Origin of the sequence: Micromonospora arborensis, assembly GCF_003205615.1 — a bacterium.
In the GTDB taxonomy this organism is placed as follows: domain Bacteria; phylum Actinomycetota; class Actinomycetes; order Mycobacteriales; family Micromonosporaceae; genus Micromonospora; species Micromonospora arborensis.
On the sequence record NZ_PYBV01000001.1, the window covers coordinates 4,864 to 22,922 of the forward strand.

The following is an 18,059-nucleotide window of genomic DNA, read 5'->3' on the forward strand; positions in this document are numbered from 1 at the left end:
GGGTGGGGGGGGTGGGGGCGCGGGCTACCGCTGGGTAGGTTGGCGGCGTAGCGTCGCGGTCGTGGAACCGGACGTGTTGGGACCGCCGTACGAGCGGCAGACGATCGACCTGGGCACCGACGACGAAGGGCCGGTCGTCGCGACCCTCGTCCGACGCCGGGCCGAGCGCCCCACCGGACGGGCCGTCCTCTACGTCCACGGCTTCGTCGACTACTTCTTCCAGACCCACCTGGCCGACTTCTACGTCGAGCGGGGCTGGGATTTCTACGCACTCGACCTGCGCAAATATGGCCGCAGCCTGCTCCCGGGCCAGACGCCGAACTTCTGCCGCGACATCAGTGACTACTTCCCCGAGCTGGACGCCGCCGCCGAGATCATTCGCTCCGACGACGGGCACGACACCCTGCTGGCGATGGGCCACTCCACCGGCGGCCTGATCCTCTCGCTCTGGGCGGACGCCCGCGACCCCGGCACCATCGACGGCTTGGTGCTCAACAGCCCATTCTTCGACCTCAACGCACCCTGGGCGGTGCGCCGGCCCCTCGCGGCCGCCGTGTCCCGGCTGGGCCGCAGGGCGCCGCACCGCATCCTGCCGATCGGGCTGGGCACGGTGTACGGCGAGAGCCTGCACACCGACCACCGCGGCGAGTGGACCTATGACCTGGCGTGGAAGCCGCTGGCCGGGTTCCCGGTCCGGGCCGGCTGGCTGAACGCGATCCGCACCGGTCAACGCCGGCTACGCGCTGGTCTGGACATCCGGGTGCCGGTGCTGCTGGCCTGCTCGACCCGTTCCTTTCGGGGCACCAAGTGGCACGACAACGCGACTCTGGCGGACGCTGTGCTGGACGTCGAGCACATGGTCCGATACGCGCCCCGCCTCGGCCGCCACGTCACCCTGGCCCGCTTCGACGGTGGGCTGCACGACCTCACACTCTCCGGTCCCGCCGTACGGAAGAAGGTCTTCGACGAGGTCGGCCGCTGGGCCGAGGCGTTCCTCGCCGCAGGTCCCACCGCCCCGGCCGACACGGCAGGCGCGACGACGCCCGGCGGCTGACCGCCGACCAGGCCGGCAGGCGTTCCGGGTCGGCAGGCGTTCCGGGTCGCGGCTCAGACGTCGCCGGGCGTCGCCGGAAGGACGGCTCGGATCCGGTCGAAAGTCGCCACCGGGTGACCGCCGACGCCGGGTAGCACCAGGCCCAGGCAGTACAGCGACACTTCCCCGGTGGTGTCCGCCTGGACGACGAAGACCGGGGCGCCGACGTACCCCGGTGGCAGCTCCGTCGTGATCCGCACGTCGTCCCCGTCCCGGACCACCCGCTCGATCGCCACCTCCAACGGGCGCGACCCGTCGTCGCGTACCCCATGGGCCAGCACGAAGGCGGAACCGGCGTCGGCGCCGAGGCGGGCGACCACCTCGGGCCCGGCGGCGATCTTCGCGGGCACCGGCTGGACGCGCCAGCGCCAGCCGCCGTCGCCGGCATACCGGTGTAGGCCGGCGGTCGGCAGCACCGCGACCCCGTCGCCCGGGAAGCGGGCCCACCCGGGCACGATCTCGGCTGCGGAGACGACGGCCGGCGCGACCCCGGCCGGCTCGGTGACGCTCGCCCGCAGACTCAGCTCACCACCCGCCGCGCCGACCAGGTCGGCCGCCGTCAGCAGCGACTCCCCCACCGGGTCGTCCCCGCCCTGGAAGAAGAACGCGGTACCGACGTCGTCCGATGACCGGTACGGCAGGATGGCGCGACCGACGATCTGGCACAGCTCGTAGGCGACGTCGTTCTCGGCGTCGGGATCCAGCAGCACCAGCCAAAGGTACGGTCCGTGGTCGGGCCGGTCCGTGGGAACCCAGATGCTCATCGCGCGGTCGCCGTGAGACCCTGCTCGGCAACGTGGACGCGGGCACCCTTTTCGCCGCCGGGCAGTAGGACGGCGGTACCCTCTGGGCGCAACATGCACGCCACACGCGCCCGTAGCTCAGCGGATAGAGCAGGGGACTTCTAATCCCAAGGCCGCAGGTTCGAATCCTGCCGGGCGCGCCTCAAGAGACCTACTTGACGTCAGCGACACCGACCAATGGATCGGACGCGGCATCAGCTCGACGCGATAGGTTCATCCCGTGCTCCGATGACCCTGGAAGAGATCACAGCCGCGATCGGCGGAGCGGTCCACGACGCCGCCGATCACCGGGCGGGCAAGGAGCATTCATCGGATTTGCGCTGGGAGCGCTGCGCCAGAGATGGCTTGGGAGAGGAATTCGACACCCCATCGCGGACATGTCACCAGGGAGCGCGTCGTGTCCCGCCAGCGGGACACGACGCGCTACGACCATGGCAGCGTGGGCTACTCCCGAGCCAGCATCAGGGTGATCGGCGAACGTCCCACCCGCCGGGCCGGCAGCGCCGTGGCGAGCAGGCCGACAACCAGCGCCATGACGGCGAACAAGGCGATCTGCGCCGCGGGGAACGACAGGACAGCCGTGAGACTCCAATTCATCGCCGCAGCCACCGCCCAGCCGAGGCCGACCCCGAGCACGATACCGGCGGCCGCGCCGAGTGTCACCACGAAGAAGCCCTCCGCCATCAAGGTACGGCTCAGCTGCCGCCTGGTCAGCCCGAGAGCCCGCAACAAGCCGGACTCCCGTGTCCGCTCGACGATCGACAGCGACAGCGTGTTGGCCACGCTGAAGAAGGCGATCAGCACCGACAGCCCCAGTAGCGAGAGCAGCAGGCCGCGCAACGTCGACATCGCCTCAGTCCACTGCTTGATGCTCTGGGCACTGCTCACCGGAGTGATCGCGGGTTGCCCGGCGACCACGTCGGTGACGGCACGACGAAGCGCCGCGTCGGTGGCACCCGATGCCTGGGTCACGTAGACCGCCGATACCGGTAGCCCCGGTGCGACGCGGGTCAGGTCGTTACCCGAGACGGCGAACGGACCGAGTGGCGACATGGCGTCCAGGAGTGCCGCCACGCTGAGAGTGAGTTCGGTGCCGTTCGCAGATCTGGCGGTGAGCCGATCGCCCACCTCGACCCGCAGCTGACGCGCCAGCTTCGCTTCGAGAGCCACCTTGCCGGGACCAAAGCCGCGCAACGAACCCTCTGCCACAGCGGTCGGGGCCGCACGAGCGACCGTGTCGTCCACACCCTTCATCCGGATCGCCCGCCCGTTCACGATGACCTCGGTCGCCGAGCTGGGGCCGCGAGCGCCCACCACGGCGCCGACCTCCGGCCGGCCCTGCAGGGCAGCCATCACGTCCGTGCTGGCCATGGGGGTCGCGGAGTCCACCCGCAGCGTGTAGGCGAACGGGAAGTTCTGAGCAAAATCCTCCTCGATGGAGCGTGTCGCGGCCGCCGCGATCGTGCTGACCACGGTGACAAGGGTCAGGCCGATGCAGAGCGCCGCCGCTGTCGTGGCGGTCCGCTCCGGATTGCGGCGGGCGTTCTCCCCGGCGAGCCGTCCCGGGTGCCCGAGGATCCGCCCGAGGATGCGGCCGGCCGCGGACCCCAGTCGCGGGATGGCCAGCGGCGCAAAGATCAGCACCGCCGTGATCAGCGCCAGCGCGCCGACCACCACCGCGGCGATCGGGAGACGACCGGGCTGGGCGAGGGTGCGGGCGGCGACGACCCCGCCGACGACCAGCACGGCGGCGAGCGCCGCCAGCACGGTCGCCGTGCGGAGGCGGCGACCGGCAGAGCGCACCGGCGGCGGCGCCGCGTCCCGCAGGGCCTCCACCGGTCGGATGCGCGAGGCCTTCAGGGTCGGGCCCACGGCCGCCAGCATCGCGACCACCGGACCCAGAACGAACGCGACCAGCGCCGTACGAGGCTCAAGGAGCGGCGTGGCACCTCCGACGTCGATGCCCTCGCCCGAGCCGAAGACCCGCAACAGCACCCGCGCCGCGCCCAGGCCGAGCACCAGGCCGACCACCGAGGCGAGGAACCCGAGTAGCGCGGACTCTCCCAGTGCCCCCACGCGGACCTGCCGCCGGGTCGCCCCGACGCACCGCAGCAACGCCGTCTCCCGCAGACGTTGCGCGAGCAGGACGGAGAAGGTGTTGTAGGCCACGACCCCAGCGACGATCGTCGTGATGCCAGCGAACACCAGCAGGGCGTTGCTGAACCCGTCGAGGTCACGGGCAGCGTCGCGGGCTTCCTGTGCCCGAACAGCCGCGCCGGTACGGACGGCGTACCGGTCACCCAGTTGAGCGACCAGGCGGTCTCGCAGCGCCTCCTGCGACAGCCCTGAGGCTGCCACGGTCTCGATCCGGCCGAACGCGGTCGCCCTCAACAGTTGGACGGCCACCGCGTCCGTGGTGCCGACCACCACGCCGTCACCGAGGTCGTCCCGGCGGGTGTCCACGTCCATCAGACCGGTCACGGTGTACGGCTGCGGCCGGGCGTCGGAGCCGGCCGTGAGCAGCAATTGATCACCGATTCCGATCCGCTGCTCACTGGCGGTGTCGCGATCGATTGCGATGTCGGTGGGACCGGCCGGGGCCTGCCCCCGCACGAACCTGACGTCCCACAGTTGGGACTCGTCGGCGATCCCGATCAGTTGGGTACGGCTGGGCGCGGCTGCCAGCGTCCGGCCGTCCGGTCGGGCGGCCTTCACCGGCCCCCAGACCTGACCGTGCGCCGCGGCCACTCCGTCTACCGTGGCCACCTCGTCGAGCAGCGCCGCCGGCACGGTCCGGGCACTACCCGCCACGTCCTGCGGCTGACGTTCCACCACCACGTCGAGTGTGGCTGAGGTCCGGGTGAGTTGGTCCAACAGTGCCGCGCGCATGGTGTCGGTCACCATGAGCGTGCCGGCCACGAAGGCGACGCCGAGCGCGACGGCGAGCCCGGGAAGCAACAGCCGCGATGCCCGATGCACGACATTAGCCCAGGCCAGCTTCATCATCGGCCCTGCTCCAGCTTCTTCAAACCGTCCAGGACCAGGTCGGCGGTGGGTTCCATGAGTTCGCTGACGACGGTGCCGTCGACCAGGAAGAGCACCCGGTCGGCGCCGGAAGGGACGGTGACATTTACTCCCTTCAAGGCATCTATCGCAGACTCGCCGGCACCGAATCGTTTGCGCATAGCGGCTCCGGCCAGAGCGGGAGGGACGACGGTCTGCACTGGCTCCTCCTGGAAAGTTCACGTCACCGATTTCGGCCACACTTTATACCGACCCAAACCGTGTAATAGCGGTGTCGGATCCGCATCTTCCGTCGTCACGGCCTCCACCGCGCCGACAACGATGGTGTGATCACCGACCATATCCATCCGCACCACCCGGCACTCGCTGACCGCGTGGGCGGCGTCCACCAGGAACGGAAGCTGTCGCAGGGCGGTCGTACGCCACCTCGTTCCGGCGAATCGATCCGGGCAGTGACTGGCGAACAGATCCGTCGCGGCACGGCCATGCTCACTTAAGAACCCGCCAACCGTAGCCCTGGGTCAACTCCATCTCGAAGTCGTCTGGCCGACGGAGGCCGCCCCTTGTGCACCTCCGAACTTCGAAGCCGCTGAGCCCTCCGGAGCCTCACGCGACCCATGGGGAAGGGTGAGCCCGCCGTGAGCCCGGACGGCCACAGATCAACCGCCACAGACCAACACTGACCGGCACGCCTAGGGGTGTCTACCTGGCCAGATAGACACCCCTAGGGACTGCTGGTTACTCAGAAACACGATCGGGATTCAACTTCTAATCCCAAGGCCGCAGGTTCGAATCCTGCCGGGCACACAGGTACTTCCTCAATGTCTCCCGGACCCTGCTACAGCGGTCGTCGGAGCCCCGGTGGCGCAGGGATCCGTGCTAGGCGGCAGGTGGATGGGCGTGACCGGGCAGCTGGGTGATCGTAATTACGCCAGCGCTGCGATCAGCGCAATCAGCGGTGCGGTGCCTTGGATCAGGGCGCCGCGCGCCATCCGACGGTCGGCCAGCAGCAGTACACCGGCGGCGGCAAGCATGCATGCGCAGCTGAACAGCACCAGCGTGCGGCCGACGACCTGATTGCCAGCATTGACGGAGACCACGCCGCCAATGGCGCCGACAGCGAGGAACAGGTTGTACCAACCCTGGTTGAACGCCCACAGCCGTACGGCGTCCACATCGGCAGTTCGTGTCAGGAACCGCTGGTGGACCTTGGGTCGGCGAAACAGTACCGACTCCATTCCGAAGATGAAGACGTGGATGAGTCCGGCCAGTACAGCAAATACCTGTGCGATCGCGTTCATGTACGCAGTATGAGGTCTCCTCGTGGCCCTCCGTGACGTGGGGTAAGTGCTTCTTGATCGCACTGCGATGCCAGGACCGGTGCAGGCCGCCGCCCTCTGCCCGGAGGCCATTCGTACCGCCAAGTCAGCCACAGAGCTGCTTCGCAGCCTCGTCCACGGCGGCCCGCTCGACCTCTGGCAGAACGTGGGCGTAGTGCGGGCTCGTCGCCGCCTGGCTGGGCTGGGCCGGGCTGACGGCACCGGATTCCGATGAGGGTGCCGCCGGTCAAGGTCCGCGTGCAGTCCGGACGCCCCTGCGGCTACGTGCACGTCTTCCTGACTGGCAACCTTGCCGACCCGACTCACCCGCGCTGGTGCGACCGGGACGACTGCCAGCGCAGGGGTCAGCACCGCTCCCAAGCTAGCCACCTAGACACCAACAGGCCGGAGGCGTACGTCGTTGACGTGAGCTTGGTGCAAGCCCTACACCCTGCCGCTGGGCCGATGGTGAATCTGACCAGCATGGAGGGTAACGCCGCGACCTGCCTGGTCCTGTCGCTCAGACAGACGAGGGTGTTGCGGTACCGGCTGGCCAACCTGCTCGACGCGGCCATGCCGGCCCGCAACAACGGTGGTCGTAGCCCCTACCTACACGGCATTCGAAGCCGCCCACCTTGCCTTGGCGTTACCTCAGCAGCCTGTGCAGGCTGGTTGCGACCACAAGCCCCGTCAGCACGAGGGCGACGACACCCGCAGCAGCACCCGCAGCAACGCCAGCCTGGGCGGCTACGGTCAGGAAGCTGACGCAACCAGACAGCAGGCCGACAACCAGCGATATCGCAAGAATTACCAGGTCGCGAACGGTGAGAAGGGCCGCTCGACCCTCATCGTCGCCGGGGGGTGTAATGGAAGTATCGGACACGGTTGCTCCAGATGACGCGCTGATCTGCCTCGGACAGGAAGACCCCGCCTGCTGCAGCCCTCCGCGGTTACCGCCGCAGTGAGGACCCAGGCGGGATCTCAATGTGAAAACGAGGGCATCTCTGGATGCGTAGCGGATTTTTTGATCACAGTTCGGCTAAGCCGGCCCTTAACCGACCTTCAGCCCGAACCCGTTGCTTCTGCAACTTCCACGTCGTTGAACGTGCATAGAGGAGCGACGCTCGACAGCCTGGTCGCCGCCTCGGGCAGGAACGACCCCTTGTTACCGCAAGGGGTCGTTTGCATAAAGGCAGCTAACGATGCGCCTCAGGGTGGACGCTCCGGCGACTGCTCGACGAGAAGGCCTCGCCCTGCATCGACATGGTGGCCGCTGTCCAATGCTTCACGGCGAGGCCCGGAGGGTGTACTCAGCCCTGTTGGTGGCTCTCGTTGCGTCGGAGGGCCTCTGCGAGTTGGTCCTCAAGAATGATGATCCGGCAGGCCGCTGCCATGTCGGTGCCCTGGTCGCACATCTCCCGGGCTCGCGCGGCAAGGCGTAGCTGATAGCGGGAGTAGCGGCGGTGCCCGCCACCGGAGCGCTGCGGGTCGATCAGCTTCGCGTCGCCGAGCCGGCGCAGAAAGTCCTGCGAGCAGCCGAGGATCTCGGCGGCGCGGCCCATCGTGTAGGCGGGGTAGTCCTCGTCGTCGAGCATGTCGCCGGATTGGGTCATCGAACCTCCATCACGAGGGCCCCGGTGCTCGAAAGCACCGGGGCCCAAGGGTTGTGGGTCAGGAACACCATCTACCGACAGAACGTCGGCTTCTCTTGTCCGCACCGGCCGTCATTGACGGCATCGGGTGCGAGGATCGCATATGCGTGACCGGAGACCACCTCTCGTTCGATGGAAACTGCGGTGTCCGCGTCTAGCCCACCAATGCGGCTGACAGCGGGCGATCCAACGGTGTAGTGCCCTCCCTTGCCTCTGATTTCCTCTGCCGTACTTTCGTGCTGCCCGTCGGTGTCCGAGCCCCACGCGACTTCATGGCCCTGACACGTACGACGAACTCTCCTTGCCTCGGGTGCAGCCCTGAACCAGCCTTGGCCCCACCCGCTGTCACTACGGCAAGTTTCTGCCGCCAAACCGAGTGGGCCCACAGTTTCCCTGGCCCTACTCCTTCGCCCTCGTGCGGGGCGGCTACGTCAGCGTCTTTGTTTGCTCCATCTTCGACCTCAGGAACGTTAGCCGAAGACGACAAGGATATCTAGCGCTTCGCACATAGATTTTCTCCGAGGAGACACGTGGTCCTTCTGGGCGGTCAGAGAGATCATCAGGACAGCTTTGCTGACTCGGCGTGCCACTGGCGAGACGGGCAGGGCCAGCCGAGCCCACCAGCGGGCACAGTGTGGATCCACTGCGTTGATAGCGTCGGGTGGTGTCGATGTTCCGCAGTCCTCAGGTGATCCTGTTCAGCGAGGACGTCTCCCGCGCGGCCGTGTTCTACGTCGGTCTCGGCTTCACCGAGACCTTCCGGGTGCCGGTCGAGGGCGAGCCGATCCACATCGATCTCGTGCTCGACGGCTACAAGATCGGCATCGCCTCGGTGGCCTCCACCCGGGATGATCACGGGCTCGACCCCGTACCCGAGGGCCAGCGGGCGGCGGTGATCCTGTGGACCGACGACACCGCCGGCGCGTACGCCGCACTCACGGCGAACGGCGCTCCTGCCCTGGCCGCGCCTCACCGGTGGCTCGATCGCCTGCTGATCGCCTGGACGGCCGACCCGGACGGCAACCCGATCCAGATCGTCCAGAAGCTCTGACGACCCCGTCTGCACGCGCGCGTCCGGACCGAGAAACCTCGGCCCGGACGCGGTGTACGACGGAAGCCTCCGTCAGGAGGCGTACGCCTCGAGTTCCACCACCCGCGAGTAGCCGGCGGTCTCGTTGCTGGTCAGCGTGACGATCCGGAACGCGGTCGCGGTCAGCGGCGTGAAACTGGAGCTGACCTGACCGGCGACGTTGCCGCGCACCTGGGCGACGGTCTGCCAGTCCGCACCGACCCGCACCTGGACGTCCCAGTCGCGCAGGCCGTACTTCGCGGCCGGGTACTTGGTGGAGTCGAGCGTGTAGACGTCGACCCGGCCGATCGTCTCGGGCTTGTCGAACGTCACCTGCAGCCAGTCGGGGAAGGCGCCCTTGTTGGCGTCGTTCCAGCCGGTGGTGGTCGCCCAGTGGTTCGAGTCGCGGTCGCCGTCCACCGCACCGCAGGCCGGGTAGCTGGGCAGGTTCTCCGACGATGCCGTCACCGGCACGTACCTGGCGAGGTTGCCGGTGGTGTCGACCGGTCCCGGTGCGACCTCCACCGGCACCGACAGCCGGCTCTCACCGGACCGGACGGTGATCGTGTACTGGCCGGGGGCGGTGCCCCGGGGTGCGGTGACCGTGATCGGCACCTTCAGTGTGTAACCGGCGGGCAGGTAGCTGGAGACCAGGTTCCTGGACAGCGTCAGCGGCGCCTTCACCTCAAGGAACGCGTCGGCGTAGACGTCCGCGCGTCCGGTGTTGCCGAACTGGAGCTGGAAACCCTGGTTCGCGCAGGGAATCGGGTTGACCTGCACCAGGCTGACGTCCGAGGCGAGGCTCAACCGGGTCGGGGCGGGTCGGCCGGCGACCGCGGGGGCGGTGCCACCGATCGCCACCAGGGCGATGACGGCACCGGCGACCGCGGCCTTTCGGCCACGGGACAGGCCGACGAGCCGGCGCCAGAGAGTACGTGTCATGGCTTTACCCCTCATGCCGCGTGCAGGCCGGGGTTGCCGGCCTCGACGGTGAACGAACTGACAGTCTGGACGGGGGCGTCGTTGCGGTCGACGTACGGCACCGCCCGGTAGTCGGCCCGCAGCTCACGCTCGGTGAGCCGGACCCTGAGGTAGCCGCGCCGCTCGTTGACGAGCTTCAGGTGCGGGTTGCTGTCCAGGAACTTCTGCCCGGTCGCGGAGATCTCGCTGCCGTTGCCGCCGCTGCTGATCGACGTCGCCACCAGCTCCACGCCGTACGTCTGGGAGGCCGGGTCGGTGAAGTCGCGCTTCATGTCCAGCGCGTACGCGGCGTGCACGTCACCGGTGAGTACGACCGGGTTGCGTCCCCGCAGCGCGGCGAGGCCGTCGAGGGTGACCTTCTGCTCGGCGGCGTAGCCGTCCCAGGCATCCATGTTGTACAGGTCGCCGGCCGTCGGGTCCTGGTCCATCCGGCTCATGATCACCTGGTTGGCGAGCAGGTTCCAGGTCGCGTGGGAGGTGCGAACACCGTCCAGCAGCCAGCGTTGCTGCTGGGCGCCGGCGAGGGCACGGGCCGGGTCCCGTCGCTCCTCCGAGTCGACCTTCCAGCCGTCGGCCGACGCCTGGTCGGCGCGGTACTGGCGGGTGTCGAGCACGTTCAGCTCGGCCAGCCGCCCGAAGGTGAAGCGGCGGTAGAGCATGTAGTTGGGTCCCTGCGGGGCGGGCGAGCGCAGCGGCATGTGCTCCCAGTAGGCCCGGTACGCGCTGGCCCTGCGGACCAGGAAGTCCTCGACCGGGGCGTTGCTCTTGGAGGTCAGGCCCGCGTAGTTGTCCTGCACCTCGTGGTCGTCCCAGGTGGGGATCCACGGTGCCGCCTGGTGCGCGGCGCGCAGGTCGGGGTCGGACTTGTAGAGCGCGTACTGGAGGCGGTACCGGTCGAGCGTGTCGGCCTCGGTGCGGAACTGGTTCGGCACCGGGTCGGTGAGATTGCGCAGCCCACCGGAGGCGGAGACGCCGTACTCGTAGATGTAGTCGCCGAGGAACACCACCGCGTCGACGTCCTCGGCGGCGATGTGCTGGTGCGCCGTGTAGAAGCCGTCCGGGAAGGACTGGCAGGAGGCGACGGCGAAGGTGAGGTGGTCTACCCGCTGCCCGGGTGCCGGGGTGGTGCGGGTACGACCGACTGGGCTGAGGTACGTACCGACCTTGAAGCGGTACCAGTACTGCCGGCTCGGCTGCAGGCCGCGCACGTCCACGTGCACGCTGTAGCTGTACTCGGGTCGCGCGGTCGCGCGTCCGGAGCGGACGATCCGCCGGAACCGCTCGTCGCTGGCGACCTGCCACTCCACCTCGACCGCGTGGTACGGCATACCGCCCAACGGCTCGTACGGTCGCGGCGCCAGCCGGGTCCAGATCACCACCGCTTCGGGCAGCGGGTCACCGGAGGCGATGCCGAGGGTGAACGGGTCGTCGGGCAGCCGGTCGGTGGCGGCGGAGGCGCTCGACCCGCCGGGCAGGTTGGTGGCGAAGGCGAGCGCCGTCGCGGCACCGGTCACGGTCAGGAACCGCCGCCGCGCCAGACGGGCGGCCGGTCTGGGGTCTTCCACTGGGATCACGCGCAGGGTTCCTCTCGAAGGGACACGATTTGTCCTGCAGTCGTTGATCATTAAGTGGGAGCCAGATGACGCGCGGATGGCGGTCCGTTGAGCACCGCGTGGACCGGGGCCGACATCCACCCACCAGGGCGGGACAGCCTGCCGCGAAGGTGATGTTGGACTCCGCCTGCGGGAGTGCGGTCGAGCTGGCAGCGGGTCAGCCGGCTCAGAGAGGCCGCAGCAGGGTGGCCAGAGTGTCGTCGCCCTGGCCGAGCTGAGTCCCGCCGGTCGGTGCCACGATCAGGAAACGTCGACAGCCGTCGAGTTCGACGTACCTGTCGGAACCGCTGCCGTCCAGCGGGCGCAGCACCGCGAAGCGGGACGCCGGGGTGGCACAGTCGGCCACCGCTCGGCGGTTGGCCAACGCCCGGAGCACGCCCGCCTGGCGCTCGGCTGGGAGCGGCCCGCCGTACACGAAGTCACCCGCCGGTTTGCCGCCGCCCCGCTGGGACTCGGGCACCTGGTAGACGCAGAGGCGCATCGGCCCGGCGGCCGGCGACGTGGCCGCTCCGGGCGTCGCGGCGCGGCCGTTGGTGGTCTCCACCCACACCATGTCCGTCCACTGTTGCGCGCATCCGGCGGCCTCGGCCGCCGGGGAGCCGACCTGCCCGACGGTACGGGTGTCCACCGTGGTCCACTGCGACCCGTCCAGGGCGGCGAGGACCTCCGGGCGCGGTTTGCCGCAGGAGGTTGTCGGCAGGTACGGGCGCAGCCAGCGCCCCCGGTCGTCGAGCAGGGCCAGCCAGGGCGGGACGATCATGTTGGCGGTGCAGATGTTCTCGCCGTGTGCCCGCTGGTTGGGCAGGCGCAGCGCGGCGAGCAGTGGTGCGATCTCCTCGGCGCGTTGCTCGGTGGCGACCTGCTCGCGGCCTCCGTTCGGGGCCGGCCGGATCTGTCGACCGCAGATCACGGCGGCGACGGGGGTGAACGCGGGGTCGATGCGCCCGATCTTCGGCTCAGGTACGACGGGTGTCGGCGTCTGCGTGTGCGGCAGCGACAAGATGCCGCCGACGTGTGGTGCCGCTGTGGCGCAGGAGGTCCACGTCTCGGCGATCTCGGCCGGGCCGGGCTCGTCCGCCCCGCCCGACCCGATGTTCGTGCCACCGCAGCCGCTCAGCGCCACACCGAACAGAGCCACCACCAGTGCCGATCGGCCCGCCCGCATCCGGCTCACCACCTCTCCACCCGAAGATGGGACGGACGGCGCGCACCCCCGGTTCCGACGAGACAGACGGAACGGGTGACCAGCGGGGACGCCGCCGGCCAGGTGCCGAGCGCCCGCCGGCAGAATGGCCGAATGGCACATCTGGGGCTTGTCGCGCTGCTGGTCAGGGAGTACGACGAGGCGATCGACTTCTACGTCGGCGGCCTCGGGTTCGAGCTGGTGGAGGACACCGCCCGACCGGACGGTTCGCGCTGGGTGGTGGTCCGCCCAGCGGGCGCCCGGGAGACGGCGTTGCTGCTGGCCCGGCCGAGCACCGCCGAGCAGCGGGCCCGGGTCGGCGACCAGACCGGCGGCCGGGTCGGGCTGTTCCTCTACACCGAGGACTTCGCCCGGGACCACGCCCGGATGGTGGCCGCCGGGGTGCGTTTCCTGGAGGAACCACGGCACGAGGCGTACGGCTCGGTAGCGGTATTCGTCGATCTCTACGGCAATCGGTGGGACCTGCTCCAACCCGCGGCCTAATATGACGAATCTGCGACACATCGCGCACATTGGGTGATCAACGGCATTCAATCGTGTTATTCTCCCTCGTCGATCTCTGCCGTGCGGACCCGGACCGGGTCGTTGTCGGAAGGACACTTCCCGATGCCGACCGTTGCCGCCCAAACCGTGCCGCCGCCGCCCACCCTGGACAATCCGGCTGGTGGCGCGCTCGGCCTCATCTTCACCACGATGCCAGCGTTGCTGCGGCTGACCTGCGGTGTGATCGGCGCGGCGGTGGCCCTGTCGGTGCACGCCCCGCCGGTCGAGTCAGCCGTGCTACTGCCCGTTGTCGCCGCGTCGACCGGCTGGTCGCTCTGGTACGCGTACCGCGCGTGGCGGCACGGCATCACCCCGACCCTGGTCGCCGGTGACGTCGCGACAACCGCGGTGACCTGCCTGCTCATCCCCGCGCTGGTGGCGCCCGGGGTGCTGCCCGGTGAGGGCAGTTGGATCGCCGTGCTGGCCAGCACCACGGTGATCAACGCGCAGGCCACCGCCCCGGCGCGCTGGTCGATCCCGGCCGGGTTGCTCGTCGTCGCCGCGTACGCGACGGGCGCGCAGGTGGCCGGCAATGCCACCGAGGCTCGGGCGCACGCGGCCACTCTGCTGGTGCAGACCGCCTGCACGGCCATGATGGCGACGGTGATGCGCCGACGGATCGGCCGCGCGGACCGCGTGTTCGTCGAGCATCAGCGGCTGACCCGGGAGACGCTTGTCGCACGGGCCGCCCGCGACGCCGAACGCCAGCAGAATCGCGACCTGCACGACACGGTGCTCGGCACCCTCACCATGGTGGGGCTCGGCGCGGTTGCCGGCCCGACGGCCGCCTTTCGCGAGCGTTGTGCCGCCGACCTGCGTACCCTCGTCGCGCTCACCAACGCCGGCCCGGTGGCCGGCGACGGCCCGGTGCCGCTGGACGGGCGGTTGCGGGCGGTGGCGGGCCGGCTGCCCGAGCTGCCGGCGCACCTGGACCTGGCCTCGTGCGCGGTCCCGGCCGGTGTGGCCGAGGCGATCAGCGAGAGCACCTACGCGGCGCTGTCCAACGTGGTCCGCCACGCACCGGGCGCGCAGGTCACGCTGCGGCTGAGCCGGGACGCGATCGGCGTCGTGGTCGAGGTCGCCGACGACGGCCCCGGCTTCGACCCGACCACCGTCCCACCCCACCGGTACGGGTTGCGCGAGTCGATCCGCGGCCGGATGGCGGCGGTCGGCGGGCGGGCCGACGTGCGATCGGCAGCCGGCGCGGGCACCCGGATCCGACTGGAGTGGCCCGGTGTCGGCTGACCTCGGCGCCCCGGCGCACCCCATCCGCGGCCTGGAGGTGCCGGAGCGGACCAGCGGGTCCGCGCCCCCGGAGCCCACGTCCTCGGCGGGGCTCGCCGCACCGGCTGCCGTGGCGCACGCCTCCGACCGGGGCGCCCGGATCGTCGCCGTCGCCATCGCACTGGCCTGGCACGTCGCGATCGGGTTGCCGGCGGTGCTGGCCGCCCGCGCGGAGTTCGCCGTGCCGGCGGTGGTGCTCGGCGGCTGGGCGCTGGTCGCGGTGGTCGGCGCGGTGGCCGGGGTGCGGCTGCTGCGCGGCTCGCCGCTGCCGCCGTGGCCGCTGGCCGGGGTGCTGCTGGCCGTCGACGTGGCCGTCTTCGTCGCCGTCGGCGAGCGGCAGCTGTTCACCGCCGCCAACTGGGTGTGGGGCACGCTCGGTTGGTTCTTCGTGCTGGCGCTGTGGGGTCGCCGGGTGGTGGGGCTGATCGCGCTGCTGACCACGCACGCGGTGATCGCGCTGGTCGCCGTGCTCGGGCACGGCCCCGACCCGGCCGACGTGGCCCGTTACGTGATGTACGTCTACGGCACGTTCTCGCTGCCGGTGGCGGTGTTCGTGGGCAGCGCGGTGATCGTCAGCCTGGCTCGGGAGCGAGCCGCGGTCTCCGCTGCCGGTCATGGGCTGGCCGCGGAGCGGGATGCCGCCGAGCATGCCCTCCGGGAACGCCGGGACCGGCTCGCCCTGGCCAGCTCGGCAGCCGGGCGGGTGCTCGGGGAGTTGGCAGCCGGACAGGTCGACCCGGGCGACCCGGAGGTGCAGCGCCGGTGCATGCTCGCCGCCGCCCGGCTACGCCGACTGATCGCGGAGTCCGACGACGTTCCCGACCCGCTGCTGCACGAGTTGCGGGCCGCCGCCGACCTGGCCGAACGCAACGGTCTGCCGATCGACCTGGTCACCATCGGCACCCCGCCGCCACTGCCGGTGGAGATCCGCCGTCGGCTGGCCGACCCGCTCAACGGCATCCTCGCGGACGCCCGAGGCTGGGCCCGACTGACCGTGGTGTCCGGTCCGAACGAGGTGGTGGTCAGCCTGGTGACTCCGGACCGGGAGGGGCCGGAGGCCACCGGCCCACCCCCCGGGGAGCACGACGACGGGCAGGTGGAGCACCTCTACGAACGGGACGGAAGCATCAGATGGGCGCAGACCCAGTGGCGGCGGTGACCGGCGACCGGCCGATCGGAGTGGCGATCGTCGACGACCACCCGGTGGTGGTCGAGGGTGTACGCGCCTGGCTCGCCACCGAACCACGACTGACGGTACTGGCCACCGGGGACGACCCGGACGCTGTGCTGCGGGCGGCGCCGAACGCCGACGTCGTCCTGCTCGACCTGCGGCTGCACGGGCGGATGGCGCTGGACAAGTTGGCCGAGCTGAGCGCCACCGGGCGGCGGGTGGTGGTCTACTCGGAGCACACCGACCCGGCGACCATGCTCGCCGCACTGGACGCCGGGGCGGTGGCGTTCCTGGCCAAGCACGAAGGTCGGGAGCACTGCGTCGCCACCGTGCTGGCCGCCGCGAGCGATCGGCCGTACGTGCCGCCGGCACTGGCCGGGGCGATGGTCGGCGATCCACGGCCGGACCGGCCGACGCTGTCCGACAAGGAGCGGGAGGCGCTGCTGCTCTGGTTCCAGTCGATGTCCAAGGCGTCGGTGGCCCGTCGGATGCAGATCAGCGAGCACACGGTGAAGCAGTACGTGGACCGTGCGCGGATCAAGTACACCCGGGCGGGGCGGCCAGCCGCCACGAAGGCGGCATTACTCGCCCGCGCGATCGAGGACGGCCTCGTCCGCCCGGAGGAGATCGGCATCTACCGGTCACAGGCGACGCACGACCGGCCGACCCCCTAACGGGCGTCATGACAGCCGTCTCCCGATCCGCCAGGCTTCACAGCACAGCCATCTGACCGGGAGGTCGTGACGATGCACGCCGACGCGTCCCCCTTTTTCATCGCTCCCCACCGGTTCGACGCCCCGGACGACGATGTCGGGCCGACCCTGGACTACCGCTACCACCTGCGCCCGGTCCCCGGCGAGCGGGTGCTCGGACGGCACCGGCTGCTGGTCGCGGGTTACCTGCTCGGGCCGACGGAGACACGGCGCGGCTGGCAGCTCCCCGAGCCGGTCTCGGTGACCGTCACCGACCAGCGGATCTGTTGGGTGGGCAGCGGCTCGCAACTGTCGCTGGTCGTCGACGAAACGCCACGGTCCCGGCCGCCCGCCCGCCTCAACGGCCTGATGAGCGGGCAGATCCGTTGGCAGTGGCCGTCCCGGTTGGAGCTGCCGGCAGCCGAGCACGACGCGGCGCAGTTGCTGATCGTCTGCGACGCGCTACGCACCATCCAGCAGCCGGCCCTGGCCCTGGGCGGGCCGGCCGGTGAGGTCGCCGCACTGGCCCGGCAGGTCCGCCGGGCGGTGGCCATGTTCCGGCTCACCCGCCCCCAACTGGTCGACCTGTCGGCGCAGGAGCGCGACGTGCTGCTGCTGCGGGCCGGCCCCGGCCTACTCGCCGGGGACACCCGGGTCACGCTGCCCGGCTCGCTGCCGGTGGAGTTCCACTCCCGCGACGACTACTACCGTTCGGGGCCGGAGCCGACCCCGTGCAGCGGGCTCGCAGGCGGCGCAGCATCCGGGCATCGGTGAAACCGACGGTTCGCGCGGCGCCGGCAGACACCATCTGACCGGGTGCGCAACGACCCGGCCAACTCGTCGTCAGGCGCTGGTCGTACGACGTTCGTCGGCGTCGTCCAGGGCGGCGGCCTCCTCCGGCGTGGGCGCGCTGCCGCCCAGGTGTGCGGGGAGCCACCAGGTGTCGTCCGGGCCGGCCGGCGCGTCCGGGTACTCCCGCTGGGCCCGATCGACGAGCGCGTTGAGCCGGGTCTTCAGCTCGGCGTCGAGCATGTTCGGATCCGAGAAATCCGCCGGGTTGATCGGCTCGCCGATCAGAACGGTGATCGGCGTGTGCCGGCGGGTGAGCGTGCGCGGGTGGCCCTTCGTCCAGAGCCGCTGGGTGCCCCACAGCGCGACCGGCAACACCGGCACCTTCGCCGAGCGGGCCATCCGGATGGTGCCGCTCTTGAGCTCCTTGACGGTGAACGACTGGCTGATCGTCGCCTCGGGGAAGACGCCGACGACCTCACCGCGCTTGAGCGCGGCCACGGCGGCGCGGAACGAGGCCGCGCCCGCCTGCCGGTCGACCGGGATGTGCCGCATCCCCCGCATCAACGGTCCGGAGATCTTGTGCGTGAAGACCGACTGCTTGGCCATGAACCGCACCAGCCGACCCGACGCGTTCGCACCCAGACCGGCGAAGATGAAGTCGAGGTAGCTGACGTGGTTGCTGGCCAGCACCGCCCCGCCGGTGCGGGGTACGTGGTGCGCGCCCTCGATAGTGATCTTCAGGTCGAGAAGACGGAACAACGTCTTGGCGGTGGCGATAACGGGCGGGTACACGAGCTCCGGCATCCGCAGAATCTACCC

General features: G+C 70.3%; 15 protein-coding genes, 1 tRNA gene and 2 pseudogenes. 8 read left to right on the forward strand and 10 right to left on the reverse strand.

Annotated features, from left to right (window positions below; translation table 11 throughout):
• Positions 1-61: 61 nt before the first annotated feature.
• Positions 62-1,054 carry an alpha/beta hydrolase gene (locus tag C7C45_RS00025; protein ID WP_167454593.1) on the forward strand — a complete coding sequence of 331 codons (993 nt, stop codon included), beginning with the start codon at positions 62-64 and terminating at the stop codon, positions 1,052-1,054.
• Positions 1,055-1,107: 53 nt separating this feature from the next.
• Here C7C45_RS00025 and C7C45_RS00030 read toward each other — a convergent pair whose 3' ends face one another.
• Positions 1,108-1,803 (reverse strand): hypothetical protein, encoded by a 696-nt coding sequence (locus C7C45_RS00030; RefSeq protein WP_110561698.1) that lies wholly within the window; start codon positions 1,801-1,803, stop codon positions 1,108-1,110.
• 160 nt (positions 1,804-1,963) lie between these two features.
• Between C7C45_RS00030 and C7C45_RS00035 the strand changes: the two genes are divergently transcribed.
• Positions 1,964-2,036: transfer RNA gene (locus C7C45_RS00035), tRNA-Arg, on the forward strand.
• A gap of 304 nt (positions 2,037-2,340) precedes the next feature.
• On the opposite strand, the gene C7C45_RS35430 is transcribed toward C7C45_RS00035, so the two are convergent.
• The 5 genes and pseudogenes from C7C45_RS35430 to C7C45_RS00060 all read right to left on the reverse strand — a co-directional run bounded on the left by C7C45_RS35430 (position 2,341) and on the right by C7C45_RS00060 (position 7,852).
• Positions 2,341-4,902: an ABC transporter permease gene (locus C7C45_RS35430; protein ID WP_110561528.1), complete on the reverse strand. Its 2,562-nt coding sequence runs from the start codon at positions 4,900-4,902 to the stop codon at positions 2,341-2,343.
• Positions 4,899-5,021, reverse strand: a pseudogene (locus C7C45_RS00045) (ABC transporter ATP-binding protein); the annotation flags it as partial. The pseudogene C7C45_RS00045 and the gene C7C45_RS35430, both read right to left, overlap by 4 nt.
• Before the next feature lie 117 nt (positions 5,022-5,138).
• Positions 5,139-5,408, reverse strand: a pseudogene (locus C7C45_RS00050) (flavin reductase family protein); the annotation flags it as partial.
• Positions 5,409-5,846: 438 nt separating this feature from the next.
• Entirely contained in the window at positions 5,847-6,221 is a 375-nt protein-coding gene (locus C7C45_RS00055; RefSeq protein ID WP_110561530.1) for a DUF1304 domain-containing protein, read from the reverse strand.
• 1,328 nt (positions 6,222-7,549) lie between these two features.
• Complete coding sequence (locus C7C45_RS00060) at positions 7,550-7,852, reverse strand: helix-turn-helix domain-containing protein (RefSeq protein WP_110561531.1); 303 nt, start codon at positions 7,850-7,852, stop codon at positions 7,550-7,552.
• 709 nt (positions 7,853-8,561) lie between these two features.
• On the opposite strand from C7C45_RS00060, the gene C7C45_RS00065 reads away from it, so the two are divergent.
• Positions 8,562-8,942, forward strand: coding sequence for a VOC family protein (locus tag C7C45_RS00065; RefSeq protein ID WP_208641016.1), 381 nt, complete (start codon positions 8,562-8,564; stop codon positions 8,940-8,942).
• A gap of 72 nt (positions 8,943-9,014) precedes the next feature.
• Here C7C45_RS00065 and C7C45_RS00070 read toward each other — a convergent pair whose 3' ends face one another.
• The 3 genes from C7C45_RS00070 to C7C45_RS00080 form a co-directional block, all read right to left on the reverse strand.
• The gene (locus tag C7C45_RS00070) at positions 9,015-9,902 is read right to left on the reverse strand and encodes a discoidin domain-containing protein (protein ID WP_167454594.1); all 888 of its coding nucleotides are present in this window, start codon (positions 9,900-9,902) and stop codon (positions 9,015-9,017) included.
• An 11-nt stretch (positions 9,903-9,913) separates the two neighbouring features.
• Entirely contained in the window at positions 9,914-11,515 is a 1,602-nt protein-coding gene (locus C7C45_RS00075; protein WP_208641017.1) for an alkaline phosphatase D family protein, read from the reverse strand.
• Between the two features lie 205 nt (positions 11,516-11,720).
• Positions 11,721-12,719: a hypothetical protein gene (locus tag C7C45_RS00080; RefSeq protein ID WP_110561534.1), complete on the reverse strand. Its 999-nt coding sequence runs from the start codon at positions 12,717-12,719 to the stop codon at positions 11,721-11,723.
• Between the two features lie 132 nt (positions 12,720-12,851).
• On the opposite strand from C7C45_RS00080, the gene C7C45_RS00085 reads away from it, so the two are divergent.
• The 5 genes from C7C45_RS00085 to C7C45_RS00105 all read left to right on the forward strand — a co-directional run bounded on the left by C7C45_RS00085 (position 12,852) and on the right by C7C45_RS00105 (position 17,222).
• A complete protein-coding gene (locus C7C45_RS00085; RefSeq protein ID WP_110561700.1) occupies positions 12,852-13,241 on the forward strand; it encodes a VOC family protein in 390 nt (129 codons plus the stop codon).
• Positions 13,242-13,364: 123 nt separating this feature from the next.
• Positions 13,365-14,546, forward strand: a complete 1,182-nt coding sequence (locus tag C7C45_RS00090) for a sensor histidine kinase (RefSeq protein ID WP_110561535.1) — start codon at positions 13,365-13,367, stop codon at positions 14,544-14,546.
• A complete protein-coding gene (locus C7C45_RS00095) occupies positions 14,536-15,744 on the forward strand; it encodes a hypothetical protein (RefSeq protein ID WP_110561536.1) in 1,209 nt (402 codons plus the stop codon). The genes C7C45_RS00090 and C7C45_RS00095 overlap by 11 nt, the downstream gene beginning before the upstream one ends.
• The gene (locus tag C7C45_RS00100; RefSeq protein WP_110561537.1) at positions 15,717-16,430 is read left to right on the forward strand and encodes a response regulator transcription factor; all 714 of its coding nucleotides are present in this window, start codon (positions 15,717-15,719) and stop codon (positions 16,428-16,430) included. Before C7C45_RS00095 ends, C7C45_RS00100 begins: the two co-directional genes overlap by 28 nt.
• 72 nt (positions 16,431-16,502) lie before the next feature.
• Complete coding sequence (locus C7C45_RS00105) at positions 16,503-17,222, forward strand: hypothetical protein (protein ID WP_110561701.1); 720 nt, start codon at positions 16,503-16,505, stop codon at positions 17,220-17,222.
• Between the two features lie 69 nt (positions 17,223-17,291).
• On the opposite strand, the gene C7C45_RS00110 is transcribed toward C7C45_RS00105, so the two are convergent.
• Complete coding sequence (locus C7C45_RS00110; RefSeq protein WP_110561538.1) at positions 17,292-18,044, reverse strand: lysophospholipid acyltransferase family protein; 753 nt, start codon at positions 18,042-18,044, stop codon at positions 17,292-17,294.
• Between the last annotated feature and the right edge of the window lie 15 nt (positions 18,045-18,059).